Source organism: Streptomyces sp. NPDC088812 (assembly GCF_044750285.1).
Lineage (GTDB): Bacteria > Actinomycetota > Actinomycetes > Streptomycetales > Streptomycetaceae > Streptomyces.
Map to the genome: position 1 here is coordinate 166,934 of NZ_JBIVJP010000013.1, position 16,920 is coordinate 183,853.

At 72.2% G+C, this 16,920-nt stretch carries 10 protein-coding genes and 2 pseudogenes; 4 read left to right on the forward strand and 8 right to left on the reverse strand.

Annotated features, from left to right (window positions below):
- Positions 1-395: 395 nt before the first annotated feature.
- The 4 genes from ACIP67_RS23470 to ACIP67_RS23485 all read right to left on the reverse strand — a co-directional run bounded on the left by ACIP67_RS23470 (position 396) and on the right by ACIP67_RS23485 (position 5,510).
- Complete coding sequence (locus ACIP67_RS23470; protein ID WP_401694277.1) at positions 396-947, reverse strand: EF-hand domain-containing protein; 552 nt, start codon at positions 945-947, stop codon at positions 396-398.
- Positions 948-1,085: 138 nt separating this feature from the next.
- Positions 1,086-3,398: a molybdopterin-dependent oxidoreductase gene (locus ACIP67_RS23475; RefSeq protein WP_401694280.1), complete on the reverse strand. Its 2,313-nt coding sequence runs from the start codon at positions 3,396-3,398 to the stop codon at positions 1,086-1,088.
- 290 nt (positions 3,399-3,688) lie between these two features.
- Complete coding sequence (locus tag ACIP67_RS23480) at positions 3,689-4,111, reverse strand: nuclear transport factor 2 family protein (protein WP_401694281.1); 423 nt, start codon at positions 4,109-4,111, stop codon at positions 3,689-3,691.
- Between the two features lie 64 nt (positions 4,112-4,175).
- Positions 4,176-5,510, reverse strand: a complete 1,335-nt coding sequence (locus ACIP67_RS23485) for a cytochrome P450 (protein WP_401694284.1) — start codon at positions 5,508-5,510, stop codon at positions 4,176-4,178.
- A gap of 254 nt (positions 5,511-5,764) precedes the next feature.
- Here ACIP67_RS23485 and ACIP67_RS23490 point away from each other — a divergent pair, with 254 nt between their 5' ends.
- Positions 5,765-6,001, forward strand: coding sequence for a hypothetical protein (locus tag ACIP67_RS23490; protein ID WP_401694285.1), 237 nt, complete (start codon positions 5,765-5,767; stop codon positions 5,999-6,001).
- A 33-nt stretch (positions 6,002-6,034) separates the two neighbouring features.
- Here ACIP67_RS23490 and ACIP67_RS23495 read toward each other — a convergent pair.
- Positions 6,035-8,757 (reverse strand): annotated as a pseudogene (locus ACIP67_RS23495) (ATP-binding protein).
- Positions 8,758-9,042: 285 nt separating this feature from the next.
- On the opposite strand from ACIP67_RS23495, the gene ACIP67_RS23500 reads away from it, so the two are divergent.
- Positions 9,043-10,077, forward strand: a complete 1,035-nt coding sequence (locus ACIP67_RS23500) for a DUF2510 domain-containing protein (RefSeq protein ID WP_401694286.1) — start codon at positions 9,043-9,045, stop codon at positions 10,075-10,077.
- A 144-nt stretch (positions 10,078-10,221) separates the two neighbouring features.
- Here ACIP67_RS23500 and ACIP67_RS23505 read toward each other — a convergent pair whose 3' ends face one another.
- The gene (locus ACIP67_RS23505; protein ID WP_401694287.1) at positions 10,222-10,839 is read right to left on the reverse strand and encodes a TetR/AcrR family transcriptional regulator C-terminal ligand-binding domain-containing protein; all 618 of its coding nucleotides are present in this window, start codon (positions 10,837-10,839) and stop codon (positions 10,222-10,224) included.
- 269 nt (positions 10,840-11,108) lie between these two features.
- Between ACIP67_RS23505 and ACIP67_RS23510 the strand changes: the two genes are divergently transcribed.
- The gene (locus ACIP67_RS23510; RefSeq protein ID WP_401694289.1) at positions 11,109-11,930 is read left to right on the forward strand and encodes a phosphatase PAP2 family protein; all 822 of its coding nucleotides are present in this window, start codon (positions 11,109-11,111) and stop codon (positions 11,928-11,930) included.
- Positions 11,927-12,865, forward strand: a pseudogene (locus ACIP67_RS23515) (hypothetical protein); the annotation flags it as partial. The gene ACIP67_RS23510 and the pseudogene ACIP67_RS23515, both read left to right, overlap by 4 nt.
- Before the next feature lie 559 nt (positions 12,866-13,424).
- Here the strand turns inward: ACIP67_RS23515 and ACIP67_RS23520 are convergent.
- Both ACIP67_RS23520 and ACIP67_RS23525 read right to left on the reverse strand, forming a co-directional pair.
- The gene (locus ACIP67_RS23520) at positions 13,425-14,258 is read right to left on the reverse strand and encodes a phospholipid scramblase-related protein (RefSeq protein ID WP_401694291.1); all 834 of its coding nucleotides are present in this window, start codon (positions 14,256-14,258) and stop codon (positions 13,425-13,427) included.
- Positions 14,259-14,341: 83 nt separating this feature from the next.
- Positions 14,342-16,393 (reverse strand): phosphocholine-specific phospholipase C, encoded by a 2,052-nt coding sequence (locus tag ACIP67_RS23525; RefSeq protein WP_401694292.1) that lies wholly within the window; start codon positions 16,391-16,393, stop codon positions 14,342-14,344.
- Positions 16,394-16,920 lie beyond the last annotated feature (527 nt).

Genomic DNA, 16,920 nt, shown 5'->3' on the forward strand with positions numbered 1-16,920 from the left:
CGGGAATGCGGCGGCGACCGGTCAGCGGGTGGGTACGACAGACCGAGGACGGCGGGCTTGTCTTCACCTGCCCGGCGTCACCATTCTGCGGCGGCGATCGAAGCGTGGCCGGACGAGGTCCTCACGCAGACCTGCACCGCCAGCACAGAATCCAACAGATACTGCCGGTCGATCCCGAGGATCAGGCGCATCATCGACTTGATGACCCGGCCAGCGGTGTGACGCGAGTGATGCCTGCCGCCAGAGGCACGAGTGGCCCTGCGCCGCAGGAGAAGGCCTCGACGGGAGAAGAAGGAGGAGGCGGACATCCCTGGACTGAGTCAGGGACCCCTACGCTGTACGCCCACACCAGCGGTCGTGCGGGTGTACAGGTCCCGGGCTGCGTCTGGGGGGTGTCAGGCGGTGATGCTGCCGAAGAGGTGGTTGGCGGGGGCGTCGGGGTCGTTGCCGTAGAAGAACTCCTTGACCGCCTGGTGGAACTCGGCCCGGTCCAGCGCGCCGGAGCCGTCCGTGTCCAGGGCGGCGAAGACGTCGGCGCAGTCCTTGCGGGGAGCGCCGGCGATCGAGTCGAACATCAGCTGGAACTCGTCCTGCTCGATCCTGCCGTCTGCGTTGAGGTCGACGAGGTCGAAGAAGCAGTTGGTGACCGGCTCGACCTGCTCGGGGAAGTGCGCGGGGTCGGTCAGGGCCTGCTTGAATCCTTGGGTCATCTCCCGCAGGTCGACCTTGCCGTCGCCGTCCTGGTCCATCGGGGCGATCACGTTGTTCCAGAACTCGTCCATCCCCACCGTGAGCCGGTGGGCGGTCGTGGAATCGTGCGCAGTGTTGCGGGCGGCGATGTAACGCTCGCTCATCGCGCGGACGTCCTGCTGGGTGATGAACCCGTCGCCGTCCACATCGGCGCCCTTGAACCACTGGGCGTACTTGCGGTCTTGAAGTGCAGTCATGACTGCGGATGGTAATCGCACGGCTACTCAAGTGGGGACCGGTAAGAGGATGGCCTGCCCCCAGTGAGAGGGCAGCCCCTATACGCCGGGCGTTGGTACGCGCGGTGATGCACCCTTCGGGAGCACGGGCCTTTCGTGTCAGCGTTCGAGGGGTGGTGGCGTGAAGGCGAGTACCTCCGGCACGGGGCCGTCGTAGGGTTCGACGTCGACGAGTGCGCTGTGGGCGCTGGGCCCCTGGGACAGGCGTGAGCAGGGCCGGTCGGCGGTGAGGGTATTGGGGTTGCCGTGGTGGTCCAGGGTGCCGCTCTGGCCGGGCTGGGCCGGGTCCCACCATGCGCCGGTGGACAGCTGGATGACGCCGGGCATGACGTCGTCCGACAGGATCGCACCTGCCAGGCAGCTACCCCGGTCGTTGTGGACGCGCACGATCATGCCGCTCTCGATGCCGCGGGCTGCGGCATCCTGCGGGTTGATCGTCACCGGTTCACGGCCATGGATCTTCGAGCTGAGGCTGTGGCCGCCGTTGTCGTACTGGCTGTGCAGGCGTGAGGCCGGCTGGTTGGAGATCAGGTGCAGCGGGAAGCGGTCCGATGCCTCGGCGTGGAGACATTCGACCGGTTCGAACCATGCCGGGTGCCCGGCGCAGTCGTCGTAGCCGAAGGAGTCAATCTCCTCGGAGAAAATCTCGATCTTCCCCGACGGCGTCGTGAGCGGGGAGGCCTGCGGATCTGCCCGCAGCGCCTCGAAGCTGCCGGGAAACGGCCCGCGCAGCGTCGGCAGCTGGGCGGTGGAGTCTCGCCAGAAGTCCTCGAAGGCCGGCAGGGCCGCGTCGTCGCCGAGGCCGGTCCTCGTCTGATCGTAGAGGTGGCGGACCCACTCGAACTCCGAGCGCGACTGCGTGAACTCCTGCTCGTAGCCGAGCCGGGCGGCCAGGGCGGCGAAGATGTGGTGGTCGGTGCGTGCCTCACCGGCCGGCTCGCGGACTTTCGGCATCGCGGTGAGGTGGGGGTCGGAGAATCCGGCGGCGAAGTCGTCGCGTTCCAGGCTGGTGGCCACGGGAAGGACGATGTCGGCAAACTTGGCCGTGGTGTTCCACCAGGCTTCGTGCACCACCACCGTGTCGGGGGCCTGCCAGGCGCGGGTGAGGCGGTGGAGATCTTGATGGTGGTGGAAGGGGTTGCCCCCGCACCAGTAGATCAGGCGCAGCTCGGGCAGGGTCAGGCGCCGGCCGTCGTAGTCGATGGTCCGGCCCTGATGCAGCAGGGTGTCGGCGATCCGTGCGACCGGGATGAAGTCCGTTACGGGGTTGGGCACCCGCGGAACCGATGCCACCGACGGGCGGCCCGGGGCGACGCCGGTCGCGTCCATCGTCGCGTAGCCCGCGCCCCAGCCGCAGCCAGGCCGGCCCATCGAACCGGTCATGGCGGCCAGCACGACCGACATCCAGATCGGCTGCTCGCCGTGGTCCGCCCGCTGAATCGCGTAGTTGACCATGATCAGAGAGCGCTGCGTGGCAAGGCGGCGCGCGAGGTCGGTGATCGCGTCGCGGCTGATGCCCGTGATCCCCGCGGCCCAGTCGGCGTCCTTGACGACGCCGTCGGGCTTTCCGGTCAGGTAGGAGGCGAAGCGGTCGAACCCGACGCAGCACCGGTCGAGGAAATCCTGATCGTGCCAGTCGTTGACCAACATCGTGTGCGCGATACCGAGCATCAAGGCGGTGTCGGTGTTGGGGATGACGGGCAGCCACTCGGCGTCCAGGAAGCCGGCCGTGTCACTGCGGATGGGGCTGACGTTCACGAACCGCACCCCGGCCTCACGGCACTTTCGCTGCAGGCCTTCAGTCTGATGTCGGGCCAGCCCGCCAGGGTTGATCTGGCTGTTCTTCAGCGCCAGGCCCCCGAACGCCACCACCAGCTCACAGTTCTCGGCGATCTCGTCCCACATCGGCATCCGGGACTGATAACTCCACGGAGCCCCGCCGATCACATGAGGGAGGATGACCTCCAAAGCCGCGGTGCTGTAGGTGTTGCGGGAATCGGTGTATCCACCGCCCAGCGCCAGAAACCTCTGCAGTTGATTCTGGGGGTTGTGGAACGCGCCCGCGCTCGCCCAGCCGTAGGATCCGCCGAACACCGCGCTATCACCGTGCTCGGCCCGCACCCGGGACAGCTCCTCGCTCACCAGCGTGAGCGCCTCATCCCAGCTCACCTCCACGAACATGTCCGAGCCCCGGGCCGCGTCGCGGGCACGCGGCAGACCCTCCAGCCAGCCCCTGCGCACCGCGGGCCGCAACACGCGCGCGCCATCATCCGCGGCCGTCACCATTCCGGGGCCGATGGGCGATGGCACGAGGTCATCGCCGCTGGGCTCGATGCGCACCAGCCGGCCCGAATCGACCACCGCGACATAGCTGCCCCAGTGCGTCGCAACCGATAAGCGTCGTTCCACCATGCCCAACCCCACCCCTGGAGCTTTCCCTGTTGTGGGAGAGCGGGTGCTCACGCCACAGGGGCTCCCCTTCAGCCGACGGTCCGCAGAGCGGAGGCTTCCCCTGCGGCCTGCTGCCCAACCTCCATCGGTGCGCGCGAGTGCCGACAGCCGCACAAAAGCCCCGCCACCCGAACGCGGGGCTACGAGGACCTTGCCCCGGGGCAGTGATGACTCGTGCGGCACGGCCGGGCTATGCCCCTGCGGTGAAACCGTCCGCTGCCGGGTGTAGGTGAGGTGGCTCGGTCGGGTGGTCAGGCGGGCAGGGTTCCGACTTGTTTGAGGAGTTCGGCGAGGTTCCATACCTCGACGGCGTGGCTGATGAGTCCTTCCTGGTTGAAGGTGGCCATGGTGGTGCCGAGGAAGGAGAAGTGGCGGCCTACGGCTTCGGCGGGCCACACGCCGGGCAGCGCGGCGCGGATCTCTCCGGAAAACCTCCACTGGACAGCCGCTCGGTCTCCAGTTTCGATGCCGTCGACGAGTTCGGCGTGCAGGGCCGCGTAGCTGAACCAGGGCCCGAAGTGCTCGCGTACTTCCTGACGGCTGTGCAGATCCCAGTACAGGCTCGTTTCCTCGTAGTGCACGTCGGGGGCGTAGCTGGCGACGGCGGCGTCGAGGTCGTCGGCGTTGATTCCGTCGTAGATGCGCTGAAAGGCCGCGAGGCGGGGGCCGTTCATGGTGTCGTCCTCCGGGTGGGCGGGTGATGGTGGTCAGCGGGCGGGGCCGGAGTAGCGGAGGGCTTCATCTTCTCTCCAGGAGCAGGTGGAACTTGCTGGGGTGGACCTCGATGCGGGGGATCTCGCGCACGCGTGTGCCCGGGAGGTGCCGCAGCCGCCATTGCGAGCAGATCGTGGTGAGGGCGGAGAGGATCTCGGTGAAGGCGAAGTGCTCGCCGACACACCGGTGCGCGCCGGTGCCGAAGGGGAGGTAGGCCCCTTTGGGGATGGCCGGTGCGCCGGGCTTGAAGCGGTCGGGGTCGAAGGTTTCGGGGTCGGGGTGCCAGCGGGGGTCGCGGTGCAGAGCATGCGGGCTGAAGACGACCTCGGTGCCGGCTGTCAGCAGCACCCCGCCGAGTTCGCATATCTCCAGCGTGCGGCGCATGAAGAAGCTGAGCGTGTGCAGGCGCAGGGTCTCCTGCACAAACCGAGTGGTGTAGGAGAGTCGGCGTAACTGCTTGGGATCGCTGATCCCCGCCGCAGCCACGGCGCCGACCTCGTCATGAACCCGCTGTTCGGCCTGGGGGTGCCGGGCCAGTTCGTGAAAGAGCCAGGCGAGTGTGGAGCCTGTGGTCTCCACCCCCGCGACGAGGAGGGATATGGCCTGGTCGATGACTGCCTCGTCGTCCAGCGGCTCGCCCACGGCGTTCCGCGCGCTCACCAAGCTCGAGAGGATGTCACCACTCTGGGACGAGGAGGCCCGATGGAAGGTGAGCGCCTCGCCGATGGCACCCCGCAGGTTCGCAACCGCCCGCTCAGCGCGCCTGCCGCCGGGAAGGGGAAGACGCGTCCACCATTCCGGAAGGGCGATCTGCAGGACCAGGGCACGCATCAGCACCGGCAGATTCTCCTTCACCATCTGCGCCACCGCCTTCCCCGTCCCGGGCGGAAGCAGGCTGTTGGTGACCGCGAGCAGGGCGATGTCGTTGCCGACGCTTTCGATGGCGACACGCTGCCCGTGCTTCCACGAGGAAGTCACCTCCAGAACCGCAGCCTGCAGCGCCCCCAGATGACGGGCGACCTGTTCCCGCTGGAACAACGGCTGCACGATGCGGCGCTGGGCACGGTGGCGTGCGCCCGAGCTGGTCAGCAGCCCGTGGCCAACGATCCGCGACAGCTTGTCGAAGAGCCGACCACGCTCGTACAGGTGGGCGTCGGTGACCAGCACCTGATGGACGAGAGCGGGGTGGGTGAGAGCATAGACAGGCACCGGCCCCAGGCGAACGGCCACCACGTCGCCATGATCGGCCAGCGAACTGAAGAACCGCAGCGGATCTCGAAGAAGAGCCGGGGCATGTCCCACGACCGGCCACGCCCCGGGAACGGAAGACGCACTCACCTCTGGTGGATCGGTCCCCATAGACACGCCTCCCAATCAGCCTGCCAAGAAGCGCCTGGTCCCTTCAGCAGCCGGACCGGTGATCGCCGTGAGGGCGCCCTGAGACACGACATGCCCTTTCACACCTGTCGCCCGAAACTCCCCGACCCTGCCCGAACGGAAACCGCCTGACGCCATCGGCCGGAAGCGCGGCGCCGAGCCGTGTCCGCCCGCGCACGCCCAGGGCCGTCAGGTGCATTTTTCGTCACCGCTCACTCGAGGTCTTTGAGGAACGGGTGACGCTCTGGCGGGCGAACTCGCTGGACGAGGCCATCGCGCGTGCCGAATCGGAAGCCCTCGAATACTGTGAAGGGTTGCATGAAGTCGACTTCGTCGAATTCTCCGAGGCCTTCCGCATGGACGGAGAACCCGGCGAGGGCAGCGAAGTGTTCTCGCTGATGCGAGAGAGCACTCTCGAGCCTGGAGACTACGTGCGGCAATTCTTCGCGACAGGACAGGAGCGGACCGGCTGAACGGCAGACCCGCTCCGCACCGGGGCGCATCACCTATTCGCGTCCGCGCACCTGTCCCGGTACGAGTCCCACCTGGGGTGTGCCGAAGGCGTCCAGGGCCTGCCGGGCCCGGGTCATCAGGCCGTCGGCGCCGCAGGTGCGGGCGAGGGTCAGCCCGCGGTTGAGTTCGGTCACGGAGCGGGCCGCGATGCCGTGCTCGATGCGGGCGGCGGCGTGTTCGTACTGGCAGGGCGAGGACTCCAGGTAGGCGACCGCCTGGGCGGTGAGCCGGACGGCGCGCTGGCCGGTCTCCAGGGCGGCGGCGCAGCGCAGGGCCTCGCCGATGGCTGTGTCGGTCCCGAAGCGCTCGGCCTGGCGGCGCGCGTCGGAGGCGAGCCGGGCCGCGCGGGCCGGGTCCTCGGTGGCGAGGGCGCGGGCGAGGTCGGCCGCCCACGGCACCAGCACGGGGTTGAGGTGCCCGCGGACGGCCGCCGCCTTCTCGGCCTCCTCCAGTTCGTTGACGCCTTCCTGGGTGCGGCCGACGGCGAGCAGCAGCCGGCCACGCACCGAGCGGGGGTCGGGCAGGACGATCGTGGACGGGTACGGCGGGGCGAAGCCGTACTGGTCGGCGATCCGCCAGGCCTCCTCGACATGGCCGCGGGCGAGCAGCGTGTCGACGAGGTTGCAGGTCGCGGACCAGTACAGCGGCAGCCCGCGCCCGACGCGTTCGGCCAGGCGCAGCGCCTCCCGGAGGGACTCCTCGGCCTCCTTCAGCCGGCCTCGGCGGCGCAGGCCCAGGCCGAGGTAGGCGTGGGCGAGGGCGAGGTGCCCGCCGCTCCAGCCGGCGGATTCGTAGGCGCGCAGGGCCTCGTTGAAGAGGGCCTCGGCGCGGTCGAGGCGGTCGGTGTAGGCGTAGGAGCTGGCGAGCATCATCAGCAGCTCGATGCCCCACTCGGTGTCGGTCCAGCCGAGGCCGGGCGCGAGGCGTCCGTTGACGAGGGCGCGGTCGCAGAGTTCGACGACGATCTCGGCGTTCTCGCCGTGGGTCATGGCGTCGAAGCCGCGCAGGATGAGCAGGGCGCGCTCGGCGTTGTCGCGGCCGGTGCAGGTGGAGGCCAGCGCGGCGAGCTTCTGCGAGCGGCCCGGTGACGTGGTCTCCCCGGCGTGGATGCCCTCCCACATGAACTGCACGGCCTGCAGCCGCATCCGGGCCGGTCCCGGCGGCTGCCGGGCGGCCTCCGCCTCGACCGTGCGCACGGCCTGCTCCAACTGGTCGTTGTGCAGGAGCGCCTGGGAGAGGCGGTAGACGGCGTCGACGCGCAGGCCGCCGTCGAGGCCGGGTGCGGCGAGCGCCTCCCGCAGGTGGCCGATGGTCCGGGCGGGTGCGGTGAGGAGGGTGGCGCAGCCGAGTTCGTAGAGCACGTGCGCGTGGGTGTCGGGCCCGGGCGGTTCCTCCAGGGCGCGCTCCAGGCAGCGGCGGGCCGCTTCGGGGGCGCCGACGGCGACGTGTTCGCGGGCGGCCTCCCGCAACTGCTCGACGAGTTCCTCGTCGTCGTCGGGATGGACCTGGAGGAGGTGGCGGGAGGCGGCCGCGACACCCCGGCCGGCGTCCAGGACGACCTTGGCGGCGATGCCGTGCATGGCCCGGCACAGGCTTTCGGGGATGGAGTTGTAGACGGCGGTGGCGATCAGCGGGTGGACGAACTCCAGTCCGCCTGCCTCGGCGACGGGGCCCACCGCGGGGTCGGGGTCGGTGAGGATGCGGGCGCTGCGCAGCAGGTCGGCGCAGCGCCCGCATCCTCGCGGTGCATGCCGGCGAGCTTGGCCGCCTCGCCGACGGAGATGTCGGCGCCGAGGATGGCGGCGGCCATGGCGAACCGGGTGGCGTCGACGCCCAGTTCCTCCAGGCGGTCGACGAGGCCGCCGCCGCGGGCCGCGCGGTTGAGGGGGCGCAGTTCGGTGGCCGAGGACTCGCTCGGCTCCATCGCGCCGTCCCGGACCTTGGCGAGGAGTTCGACGGTGTCGTAGGGGTTGCCGCCGGTGACGGCCCAGACCTCGCGGCAGAACGGGTCGTCGGCGTGCGCGCCCACGGTGGCGCGGGTGAGGCCGGCGACCGCGTCGGGGGTGAGGGCGCTGAGGCTGGTGACGGAGGATCCGGCGACGGCGGCCACGGCGTCGAGGTGGCGGGCGCTGTCCCCCTTGACCCCGCCGGGCCTGCGGGCCACGACGACGAGGACGGAGAGCTCGTCGAGGCGGTCGACGAAGGCGGCGAGCCAGCGCAGGGTCTCCTGGTCGGCCCAGTGCGCGTCGTCCACCAGCAGAACGAGGGGCCAGTCCCGCCGGGCCAGCCGGGTCACCGCGGCGACCAGGCCGTCGCACACGCCCTGCGGGTCGGCCTGGTCCGCGACGGGTTCCGCGATACCGAGGGCGGGGCCGGCGATGTCGTACCAGTCGCCGAGGTACTCGCGGGCCTCCTCGGGGTGCAGGGACAGCAGCGCGGGCTGGAGCAGTTGCCGTACCACGTTGAAGGGGACGGACCTGAGGGTCTCGCCGCCGCGCGCCGACCAGACCGTGCAGCCCCGGGCCTCGGCGATACGGCGTGTCTCGGCCAACAGTGTGGTCTTCCCCAGTCCGGCGTCGCCGCGCAGCAGGTGCACACGGCCGGAGGAGGACCGGTCGGCGCAGAGCGTCCCGACCGCCCGCTCGATGGCGGCGACCTCCTCGTCGCGCTCCCACAGGGCGGCCGAGGCGGCCGCCGCCGGCCGTACCTCCGTCATCCCGCTACCTCCCCAAGTCGCCCGAACGGCGTACAGAGCTTGAGCGTAGTCCTCCGGAGGCCGATGCGGAGGGCGGTCCGCGCAGCTGTTGCCCCGCCGGGTGACGGGGTGCGGGCCGGGACGCCCCCGCGGGCCTGCGCCAGGGCGGGCGAACGTCAACGGGGCATGCCGCGCGGCGCGTTGACGTCGGTTTCACGCCAGAGCGGCACGCAGTGCCGCACAGGCGGTCGTACAAGTACCCATCCCTCTCATACGACTTTCACCGACGCCTCATACGGTATGGGCATGACGCAGGTGACTCCTCCCGGGTGGTACCCCGACCCCGGGCAGACAAGTGACGGTCCCGCCACCGAGCGCTGGTGGGACGGCGGGGCGTGGACGGACCGGACCCGTCCCGCGGGCTCGGCCGACGCATGGGGTCCGGCGGCGCAGGAGCCGGCCGCCGGGTACGGCCCGGCCCATCCGGCCTACCCGCCGTATCCCGGGGCACCGGCCGGCCAGGGCGGACGGCGCGGGCTGCGCACGGGCATCGCCGTCGCGGCGGCCGTGGCGGTCCTGGCGAGCATCGGGATCGGCGTGTACGCGCTGACCAAGGACGACGGCGGCTCCGCCGGTACGGGAACCGCGCAGGGACCCGGCGGCCAGGACGGTCCGGGCGGGTCGGGCGGCTCCGGCGGGCAGGACGGCGGCCAGGGCGGGCCGTTCGGCGACTCGGGCGGGTCCGGTGACTCGGGCGGCTCGGGCGGGTCCTCCCCCGCGCCGGAGGAGTCGGAGGCGCCCGAGATCAAGAGCGGCTCGGTGACGGACGCGCTCAACGGCATCAGCATCCCGATCCCGGACGGCTGGACCGGGCAGGAGCTGAGCGTGGGAGCGCAGATCACGTCCGACTCCTCCTACGAGTGCCCCGGCGACACGTCGAAGACGTGCACCAAGGGAGGCCTGTACTCGGCGCCCGCCGAAGCGCTGGGCACCGAGGGGGACACGGCGGAGGAGGTCGCGAAGGCGGACATCGAGGCCAACGCCGAGGAGTCCTACGGCGGCACCACCTACGGCGAGATCACCTCGCACCAGGTGCTGGCCTCGAAGGCGGTCACCGTGGCCGGGCAGAAGGGCTACCTGGTCCGCTGGAAGGCGGTCACCAGCAAGGGCGCCGACGGCTACGTCGAGTCGCTGGTGTTCCCGGCGCCCGCGGACACCGACCGGCTGGTGGTGGTGCGCTTCGGCGTGGACGCCGACCAGTCGGTGTCGGTCATCGACACCGTCACCAAGGGCATCAAGGCCGCCTCGGGCGGCGGCAGCGGCAGCGGCCAGGACGTCTGAACCGCCCCGGACGCCGGTCGGCCGGGTGGGGCGCCCCTCCGCTCAAGGGGAACCCCACCCGGCCGGGGGGTGCGCGCCGCCCCCGTCCCCACGGTGCGGCGCGAGCAGGTCACCGTCCGGTCATCCCGCGGACGGCGGCCTGGGTCATGGTGTGAGGCCGAGCGCCGGCAGCACGACGGCCTCCACGAAACGCAGCAGGTACTCCTCGTCGGCGTAGGTGCCGTCCACGACGGGGCGGGCGCGGACGACGCCGAACATCTGGGCCGGGACGAACTCCAGCGCCGGGTGCCCGGCCGGGACCTCCCCGCGCTCGACACCGCGCCGCAGGATCTCCCGCAGGGCGGCGATCTCCGGGTCGACGAGCGCCTCGCGCAGGGCCCGGGCGAGTTCCTGGTCCTGGGTGACCGCGTGGCCGAGTGCCTGGAGCAGCTTGGTGTCGGCCGTGGACCAGCGGGCCGCGGCCCGCGCGGCCTCGCGCAGGTCCCCGGTGAGCGACCCGGTGTCGATGCCGGTCAGCCAGGAGCGGCGCCGGGAGCGCAGCGCGGCCACCACGAACTGCGGCTTGGTCTTCCACTGCCGGTAGAGGGTGGACTTGCTGCACCGCGTGCTGCTGGCGACCCCCTCCATGGTGACGGACTCGTAGCCGCACTCGCGGATCTGTTCGAGGACGGCGTCGAAGAACTCCTGCTCGCGCTCGGGCGTGAGCTTGGAGCGGCGCGAGGCGGTGACCGGGTCCGGTCCGTCCGCGGCCTGCGACGTCATCGCTGTGTCCCCTCGTGACTGTCGTTGCTGTCGTTGCTTGTCGTTGCTGTCGTCACCGCTGTCGCCGTCGGCGCCGTGCGAGGAGCCCGTGGGGGCCCGTGGGGGCCCGACTCCAGTGTGTCCGACGACAATCGATACGCCAGTGTACCGGTACCGAGGCGTATCGGTACACTGGCGTATCGGTACGAGATCGTATCGATGGTGCATACACGGGTCTTTGGTCCGCGCCGCACCTCCACACGCACCACCGTCATCGAAGGGGCCGGGGGATGAACGTCCGCACCGAGCCTGGGGAAGCGGAGCCGGCCGAGCCTGGGGAAGCGGAGCCGGCCACGCCGGCCCGGCCTCCCGTGGTCCGGGAGCTGCTGCTCGTCGCAGGGCTCTTCCTCGTCTACAAGACGGGACGGCAACTGGCCGCGGGCCACACGGCCGAGGCCTTCCGCAACGCCCACCGGGTGTGGGACGCCGAACGGTGGCTCCGCCTGCCCGGCGAGGGCGCGGTGCAGTCCCTGCTGCTGCACGGCGACACCCTGGCCCGCGCCGCGAACACCTACTACGCGACCGTCCACTTCCCCGCCACCGCCGCCTTCCTGGTCTGGCTGTACCTGCGGCGCCCGGCGCACTACGTCCGGGCACGGCGGGCGCTGGCCGCCGTCACGGCCGCCGCCCTGGTGCTCCACCTCCTCTTCCCGCTCGCTCCGCCGCGGATGCTCGCGGCGGCGGGCCTGATCGACACCGCGCGGGTGTACGGCCCGTCGGTGTACGGGCCGCCGCAGACCGACCATCTGGCGAACCAGTTCGCGGCGATGCCCTCGCTGCACTTCGGCTGGGCGCTGATGGTCGCGCTCGGGCTGATCGCCGCCACCCGGTCGCCCCTGCGGTGGCTGTGGCTGCTGCACCCCCTGATCACGCTGTTCGTGATCGTGGGCACCGCGAACCACTACTGGATCGACGCGCTGGTGGCCGCGGCCCTGGCGGGCGTCGTGCTCACGGTGGTGCGCGCGCCCCGGCGCCCGAGGACCACGGTGGGATGCCGGGAGCGGCGGCCCGTCCCGGCCGAGGAGCGGGTGCTCGTGGGGGCGGGACGATGAGCGCCGCCCTCGTCGCCGTCGTGCTGTCGCTGCTGTCGGCCGTCGCCTACGCGGGCGCGGCCGTCGCCCAGGAGCGGCTGGCCGCCCGTTCCCCGGGCACGGGACTGCTGCGTCTGCTGGGCAGCGGCGCCTGGTGGGCGTCGGCGGGACTGAACGGCGGTGCCGCGCTGCTGCACGTCGTGGCCCTCAAGTACGGTCCGCTCACCGTGGTGCAGCCGCTCGGCGCGCTCACCCTGGTCGCGGCCGTGCCGCTGGGGGCCCGGGTCGCCGGGCGGCGGGTCGGCACGGCCGAGTGGCGCGGCACCGCGCTCACCCTGCTGGGGCTGGCGGCGATCCTGGCCGCGGCGTCCGGGCCGGCCCCCGAGAACGTGCTCGGCGTGGGCGAGGCGCTCGCGGTGGCGGGGTCCACGGCCGCGCTGATCGGGCTGCTGGCCCGGCCGGGCACCCGGCCCGGGCTGCGGCACGCGACCGCGTCCGGGTTCGCCTCCGGCGTCGCCTCGGCGCTCACCCAGACCGTCACTGTGGCCGCCACGGACCGGTCGGGTCCGCTGCTCGGCGTGCAGGTGCTGGGGGTGGCGCTGCTCGTCGCCGTGTTCGCGGCGGCCGGGCTGCTGCTGTCGCAGACCGCCTACCGGGGCGGCCTCGGCGCCCCGCTCGCCGTGGTCACCCTGGCGAACCCGGTGGCCGCCGCGGTCATCGGCGTCGCACTGCTGGGCGAACGGCTCCGGGGCGGCGCCACGGGCGTGCTGCCGGCGCTGGTGGGCGCGGGCCTCGCCGGGTGGGGCGTGGTGCTGCTGTCCCGGACGACGCCGGAGCCGGCACTGGTCGGTGGGGAGGAGCACCCGGGGGCGGTGGCGCTCACACCGGAACCGGAGCGGACACCGATCGGCAGGGCGGAGCACCCGGGGGCGGCGGTGCTCACACCGGAGCCGGGACCGGCCGGCGGGGCGGAGCACCCGGCCGCGGCGGTGCTCACACCGGAACCGGACCGGACACCGATCGGCAGGGCGGAGCACCCGGGGGCGGTGGCGCCGTCGCCGGAGCCGGCACTGGCCCGCAGGGCGGAGCACCCGGGGGCGGTGGCGCTCACACCGGAGCCGGGACCGGCCGGCAGGGCGGAGCACCCGGCCGCGGCGGTGCTCACACCGGAACCGGACCGGACACCGGTCGGCAGGGCGGAGCACCCGGGGGCGGTGGTGCCGTCGCCGGCGCCGGGACCGGCCCGCAGGGCGGAGCACCCGACCGCGGCGGTGCTCACACCGGAACCGGAGCGGGCACCGGTCGGCAGGGCGGAGCACCCGGGGGCCGCCGTGCCGGCGCCGGAGGCCGGGCTGGTCGGTGGGGAGGAGCACCCGGTGGCGGTGGTGCTGGCGCTGGAGCCGCGCACGGCCTCGCCCGAGCCGGCGCTGCTGCCCCGGCAGCCGGGCGGGCCGGGCCGCCCCGCCCCGCTCCAGGAGTCGGCCGCCGGGCCGGGGGGCGCGGCGGCGGGCGCCGTCAGCCGAACCCGCGCGAGTCCTGCTTGAGCGCCGTGTCCACGGTGAGCGCCGTGGCGACGACCAGGCTCAGCAGCGGCTCGGGCAGTTGGTAGTGGATCTGCAGGACGTAGTTGTCGGCGGTCGTGAACAGGGTCTTGGCGAGGCCCTCCCAGGTCTTGGTGATCCGGGCGACCTCGTTGTCCGCGTGGTCGACGATCGCGAAGTTCCAGGCCCGCCAGTTCTCGGCCCTGATGGCGCCGACCTGCTGTCCGTTCGCGGTCATCCCGAAGTTGATCTTCCCGAAGACGTTCTGCTGGGCGATCTCGCCGACCGGCTGCCCGTCGGGCCGGGTGACGATCACCCGCGACTTGAACACCTTCGCGGGCCGGGTCAGCAGCAGCACCGGCTGCCCGTACGCGTCGCGGATCTCCAGCTTGTGCGTCAGGAACTGGTCGATGCTGGCGACGAAGCGCAGGACCTTGCGCAACGCGCTCTGCCCGACCTGGACGACCGAGCCGAGCTGGTTGCCCTGCTGGTCCATGACCGTGTACTCGTTGGTGAGCTCGATCAGCTTGGCCTTCTGGTTCACCACCAGCACCGGCTCGCTGAAGAGCGTGCCGCCGCCGGCGCCGCTCGCCGCGACGCCGGCCTGCTGCTGCACCTGGCGCTGCACCCGCGGGTCGGGCCCGGCGGGCTGCGCGGGCACCTGGGCCGGGGGCTGCCCCGGCGCCTGTGCCTGCTGGTCGGCGTGGGTGTGCTCGGTCCACTGGGTGCCGTCCCAGTACCGCAGGGTCCGCACGGCTCCATGGGGATCCGGGTACCAACCCGCGGGTGTGTTCGAATGCGTGGTCACCGGGGCACACTATCCCGAGCCCACCAGGACCTGACCAGTCCCCACGATGCGGTGTTCACCGGCCCTTTACCAGCGCATTGCCCTCATTCCGTGGCGATGGCCGGGTCGCTGACGCCGGGCCGGCCGTTCTCGACGTGCCCGGCGAACCGGCGCAGGAAGGCCGGATCCGCGTCCGAGGTGACCGTGAGGTCGTACCAGCGCCGGCTCGCGCTCAGGTCGACGGTGCGCTTGAGGACCGCCCCGACGCGCACCCGGACGGTCGTCGTACGGCCGCCGTAGCCGTCCGCCACCGTCAAGGCGGCCGTGCCCGAGCCCCGGTTGGTGAAGGTCAGCTCCAGCCCGTCGCCGACGTGCCGGGCGACCACCTCGCATCCCGCCTGCTTCCCGGCGCCCTTGAAGACCCGCAGGAAGCCGTTCGGGCCGTGCACCGTCAGGTCGTGGGTGCCGTCGGAGCCGGCCGGGTCCCAGGTGTCGGAGATCTTCTTGCCGGCCTCGGTGGTGTACGTCCACGGCCCGTCCGTGCGGTTGCCGGAAGTGACGAGGAAGGCGGCGCCGGCCCTGGGGCCGGAGGCGAAGGTGAGCGTGAGCGTCCCCGCGGCGGCGTCGGCCGATCCGTCCACGGCGGGCGCGTACCCGAGCGGGCGGGTGGGCCGCAGGCCGCGCTCCTGCCGGGGAAGGACGCCCTCGGCGGGCGGGACGGGACGATAGTCGGGGTGGCGCTCGCGGTCCGGGGGCTCGTAGCCGCCGGTGTCGGGCAGCGTGACCGGCCGGGTGTCGGTGCGGGCGAAGTCGAAGGCCGCGGTCAGGTCGCCGCAGACGGCGCGCCGCCAGGGCGAGATGTTCGGCTCGCGCACCCCGAAGCGGCGCTCGATGAACCGGATGACCGAGGTGTGGTCGAGCGTCTCGGAGCAGACGTAACCGCCCTTGCTCCACGGGGAGACGACGAGCATCGGCACGCGCGGGCCGAGCCCGTAGCGGCCGGCCGTGTGGGTCGCGCTGCCCGCGAAGAGGTCCAGCGAGACGTCGACCGTGGACCTGCCCCCGGCCCCGGACTCCGGCGGGAGCGGCGGCACCAGGTGGTCGAAGAAGCCGTCGTTCTCGTCGTAGGTGATGAACAGGGCGGTCTTCGCCCACACCGCCGGGTCGGAGGTGAGCGCGTCCAGCACCTGGGAGATGTACCAGGCGCCGTAGTTCGACGGCCAGTTGGAGTGCTCGGAGAAGGCCTCGGGGGCGGCGATCCAGGAGACCTGCGGCAGCGTGCCGGCCCGGACGTCCGCGCGCAGCCGGTCGAAGTAGCCGTCGCCGTTCTTGACGTCGGTGCCGGTGCGGGCCTTGTCGTACAGCGGGTCGCCGGGCTGCGCGTCGCGGTACGCGTTGAAGTACAGCAGCGAGTTGTCGCCGTAGTTGCCGCGGTAGGCGTCCTGGATCCAGCCCCAGGAGCCCTTCGCGTCGAGACCGTCGCCGATGTCCTGGTAGACCTTCCAGGAGACGCCCGCCCGCTCCAGGCGCTCGGGGTACGTCGTCCAGTCGTAGCCGAGTTCGTCGTTGCCGAGGACCGGTCCGCCGCCCAGGCCGTCGTTGCCGGTGTGGCCGGACCACAGGTAGTACCGGTTGGGGTCGGTGGAGCCGATGAACGAGCAGTGGTAGGCGTCGCAGACCGTGAACGCGTCGGCCAGGGCGAAGTGGAACGGGATGTCCTCACGGGTGAGGTACGCCATGGTCGTGGTGCCCTTCGCCGGCACCCACCGGTCGTACCGGCCCCCGTTGTAGGCGGCCTGGCCGTCGGGCCAGCTGTGCGGCAGGCCCTCCAGGAACTGCATGCCGAGGTCGTCGGCGGTGGGGTGGAAGGGCAGCACGTCCTGGGTGCCGTCCGACTGGTGCCACACCGGTTTGCCGCTCGGCAGCGTGACCGGATGCGGGTCGCCGAAGCCGCGCACGCCCCGCAACGTACCGAAGTAGTGGTCGAAGGAACGGTTCTCCTGCATGAGGACGACGATGTGCTCGACGTCCTCGATCGACCCGGTGCGGTGGTTCGCGGGCAGGGCGGCGGCGCGCTCGATGCTGCTGGCGAGCGCGCTGAAGGCCGTGGTGGCACCCGCGATCTGGAGGAAGCGGCGCCGGTTGACTTCGGGCATGGGTGAGGGACCTCTCGTACCGGGGGGAGGGCGACGGCCGGCCGGTGCCGTGACGGAGTGCGCGCGCAAGGAGTGTTCCAGGGGCGCACAACGCCAGGGAAGGGCCGCATGGCGCCGATGTGACGGGCGGCGGTACGGGGGGTGCGGGGCGGGGGGGGGGGACGACTGAGCGGGGGCGGGCGGGGGTTGGGCGGGGCCGGCGAGGGCCCGACGAGGGCCCGACGAGGGCCGGGGTGGGCCCGACGAGGGCCCGACGAGGGCCCGGCAGGGGCCGAGGTGGGCCAAGTGGGGGCCGGTGAGGGCCAAGCGGGGGCCGGTGAGGGCCAAGCGGGGGCCGGCGGGCCGGAAATCGGCGGATGGCCGAGATGCCCCGGGGACGGCCTGTCCGCGGGGGCGGCCCACCGGTCCGGTACGCGCCAATACCGCCGGGGCGCCGCCTTTCCCGCCGTCCGCCCCGCATGCCCGCTACCACGCGGGAAACGCACCTTCACACGTTCCTCACATGACGCACACTTCCGGCCGATCCG

Bases quoted from the DNA above. Each gene is read 5' to 3' on its own strand.
- ACIP67_RS23525 (WP_401694292.1), bottom strand. From the start codon at position 16,393: ATGCCCGAAGTCAACCGGCGCCGCTTCCTCCAGATCGCGGGTGCCACC.
- ACIP67_RS23470 (WP_401694277.1), bottom strand. From the start codon at position 947: ATGACTGCACTTCAAGACCGCAAGTACGCCCAGTGGTTCAAGGGCGCC.
- ACIP67_RS23510 (WP_401694289.1), top strand. From the start codon at position 11,109: ATGAACGTCCGCACCGAGCCTGGGGAAGCGGAGCCGGCCGAGCCTGGG.
- ACIP67_RS23475 (WP_401694280.1), bottom strand. From the start codon at position 3,398: ATGGTGGAACGACGCTTATCGGTTGCGACGCACTGGGGCAGCTATGTC.
- ACIP67_RS23485 (WP_401694284.1), bottom strand. From the start codon at position 5,510: ATGGGGACCGATCCACCAGAGGTGAGTGCGTCTTCCGTTCCCGGGGCG.
- ACIP67_RS23500 (WP_401694286.1), top strand. From the start codon at position 9,043: ATGACGCAGGTGACTCCTCCCGGGTGGTACCCCGACCCCGGGCAGACA.
- ACIP67_RS23505 (WP_401694287.1), bottom strand. From the start codon at position 10,839: ATGACGTCGCAGGCCGCGGACGGACCGGACCCGGTCACCGCCTCGCGC.
- ACIP67_RS23480 (WP_401694281.1), bottom strand. From the start codon at position 4,111: ATGAACGGCCCCCGCCTCGCGGCCTTTCAGCGCATCTACGACGGAATC.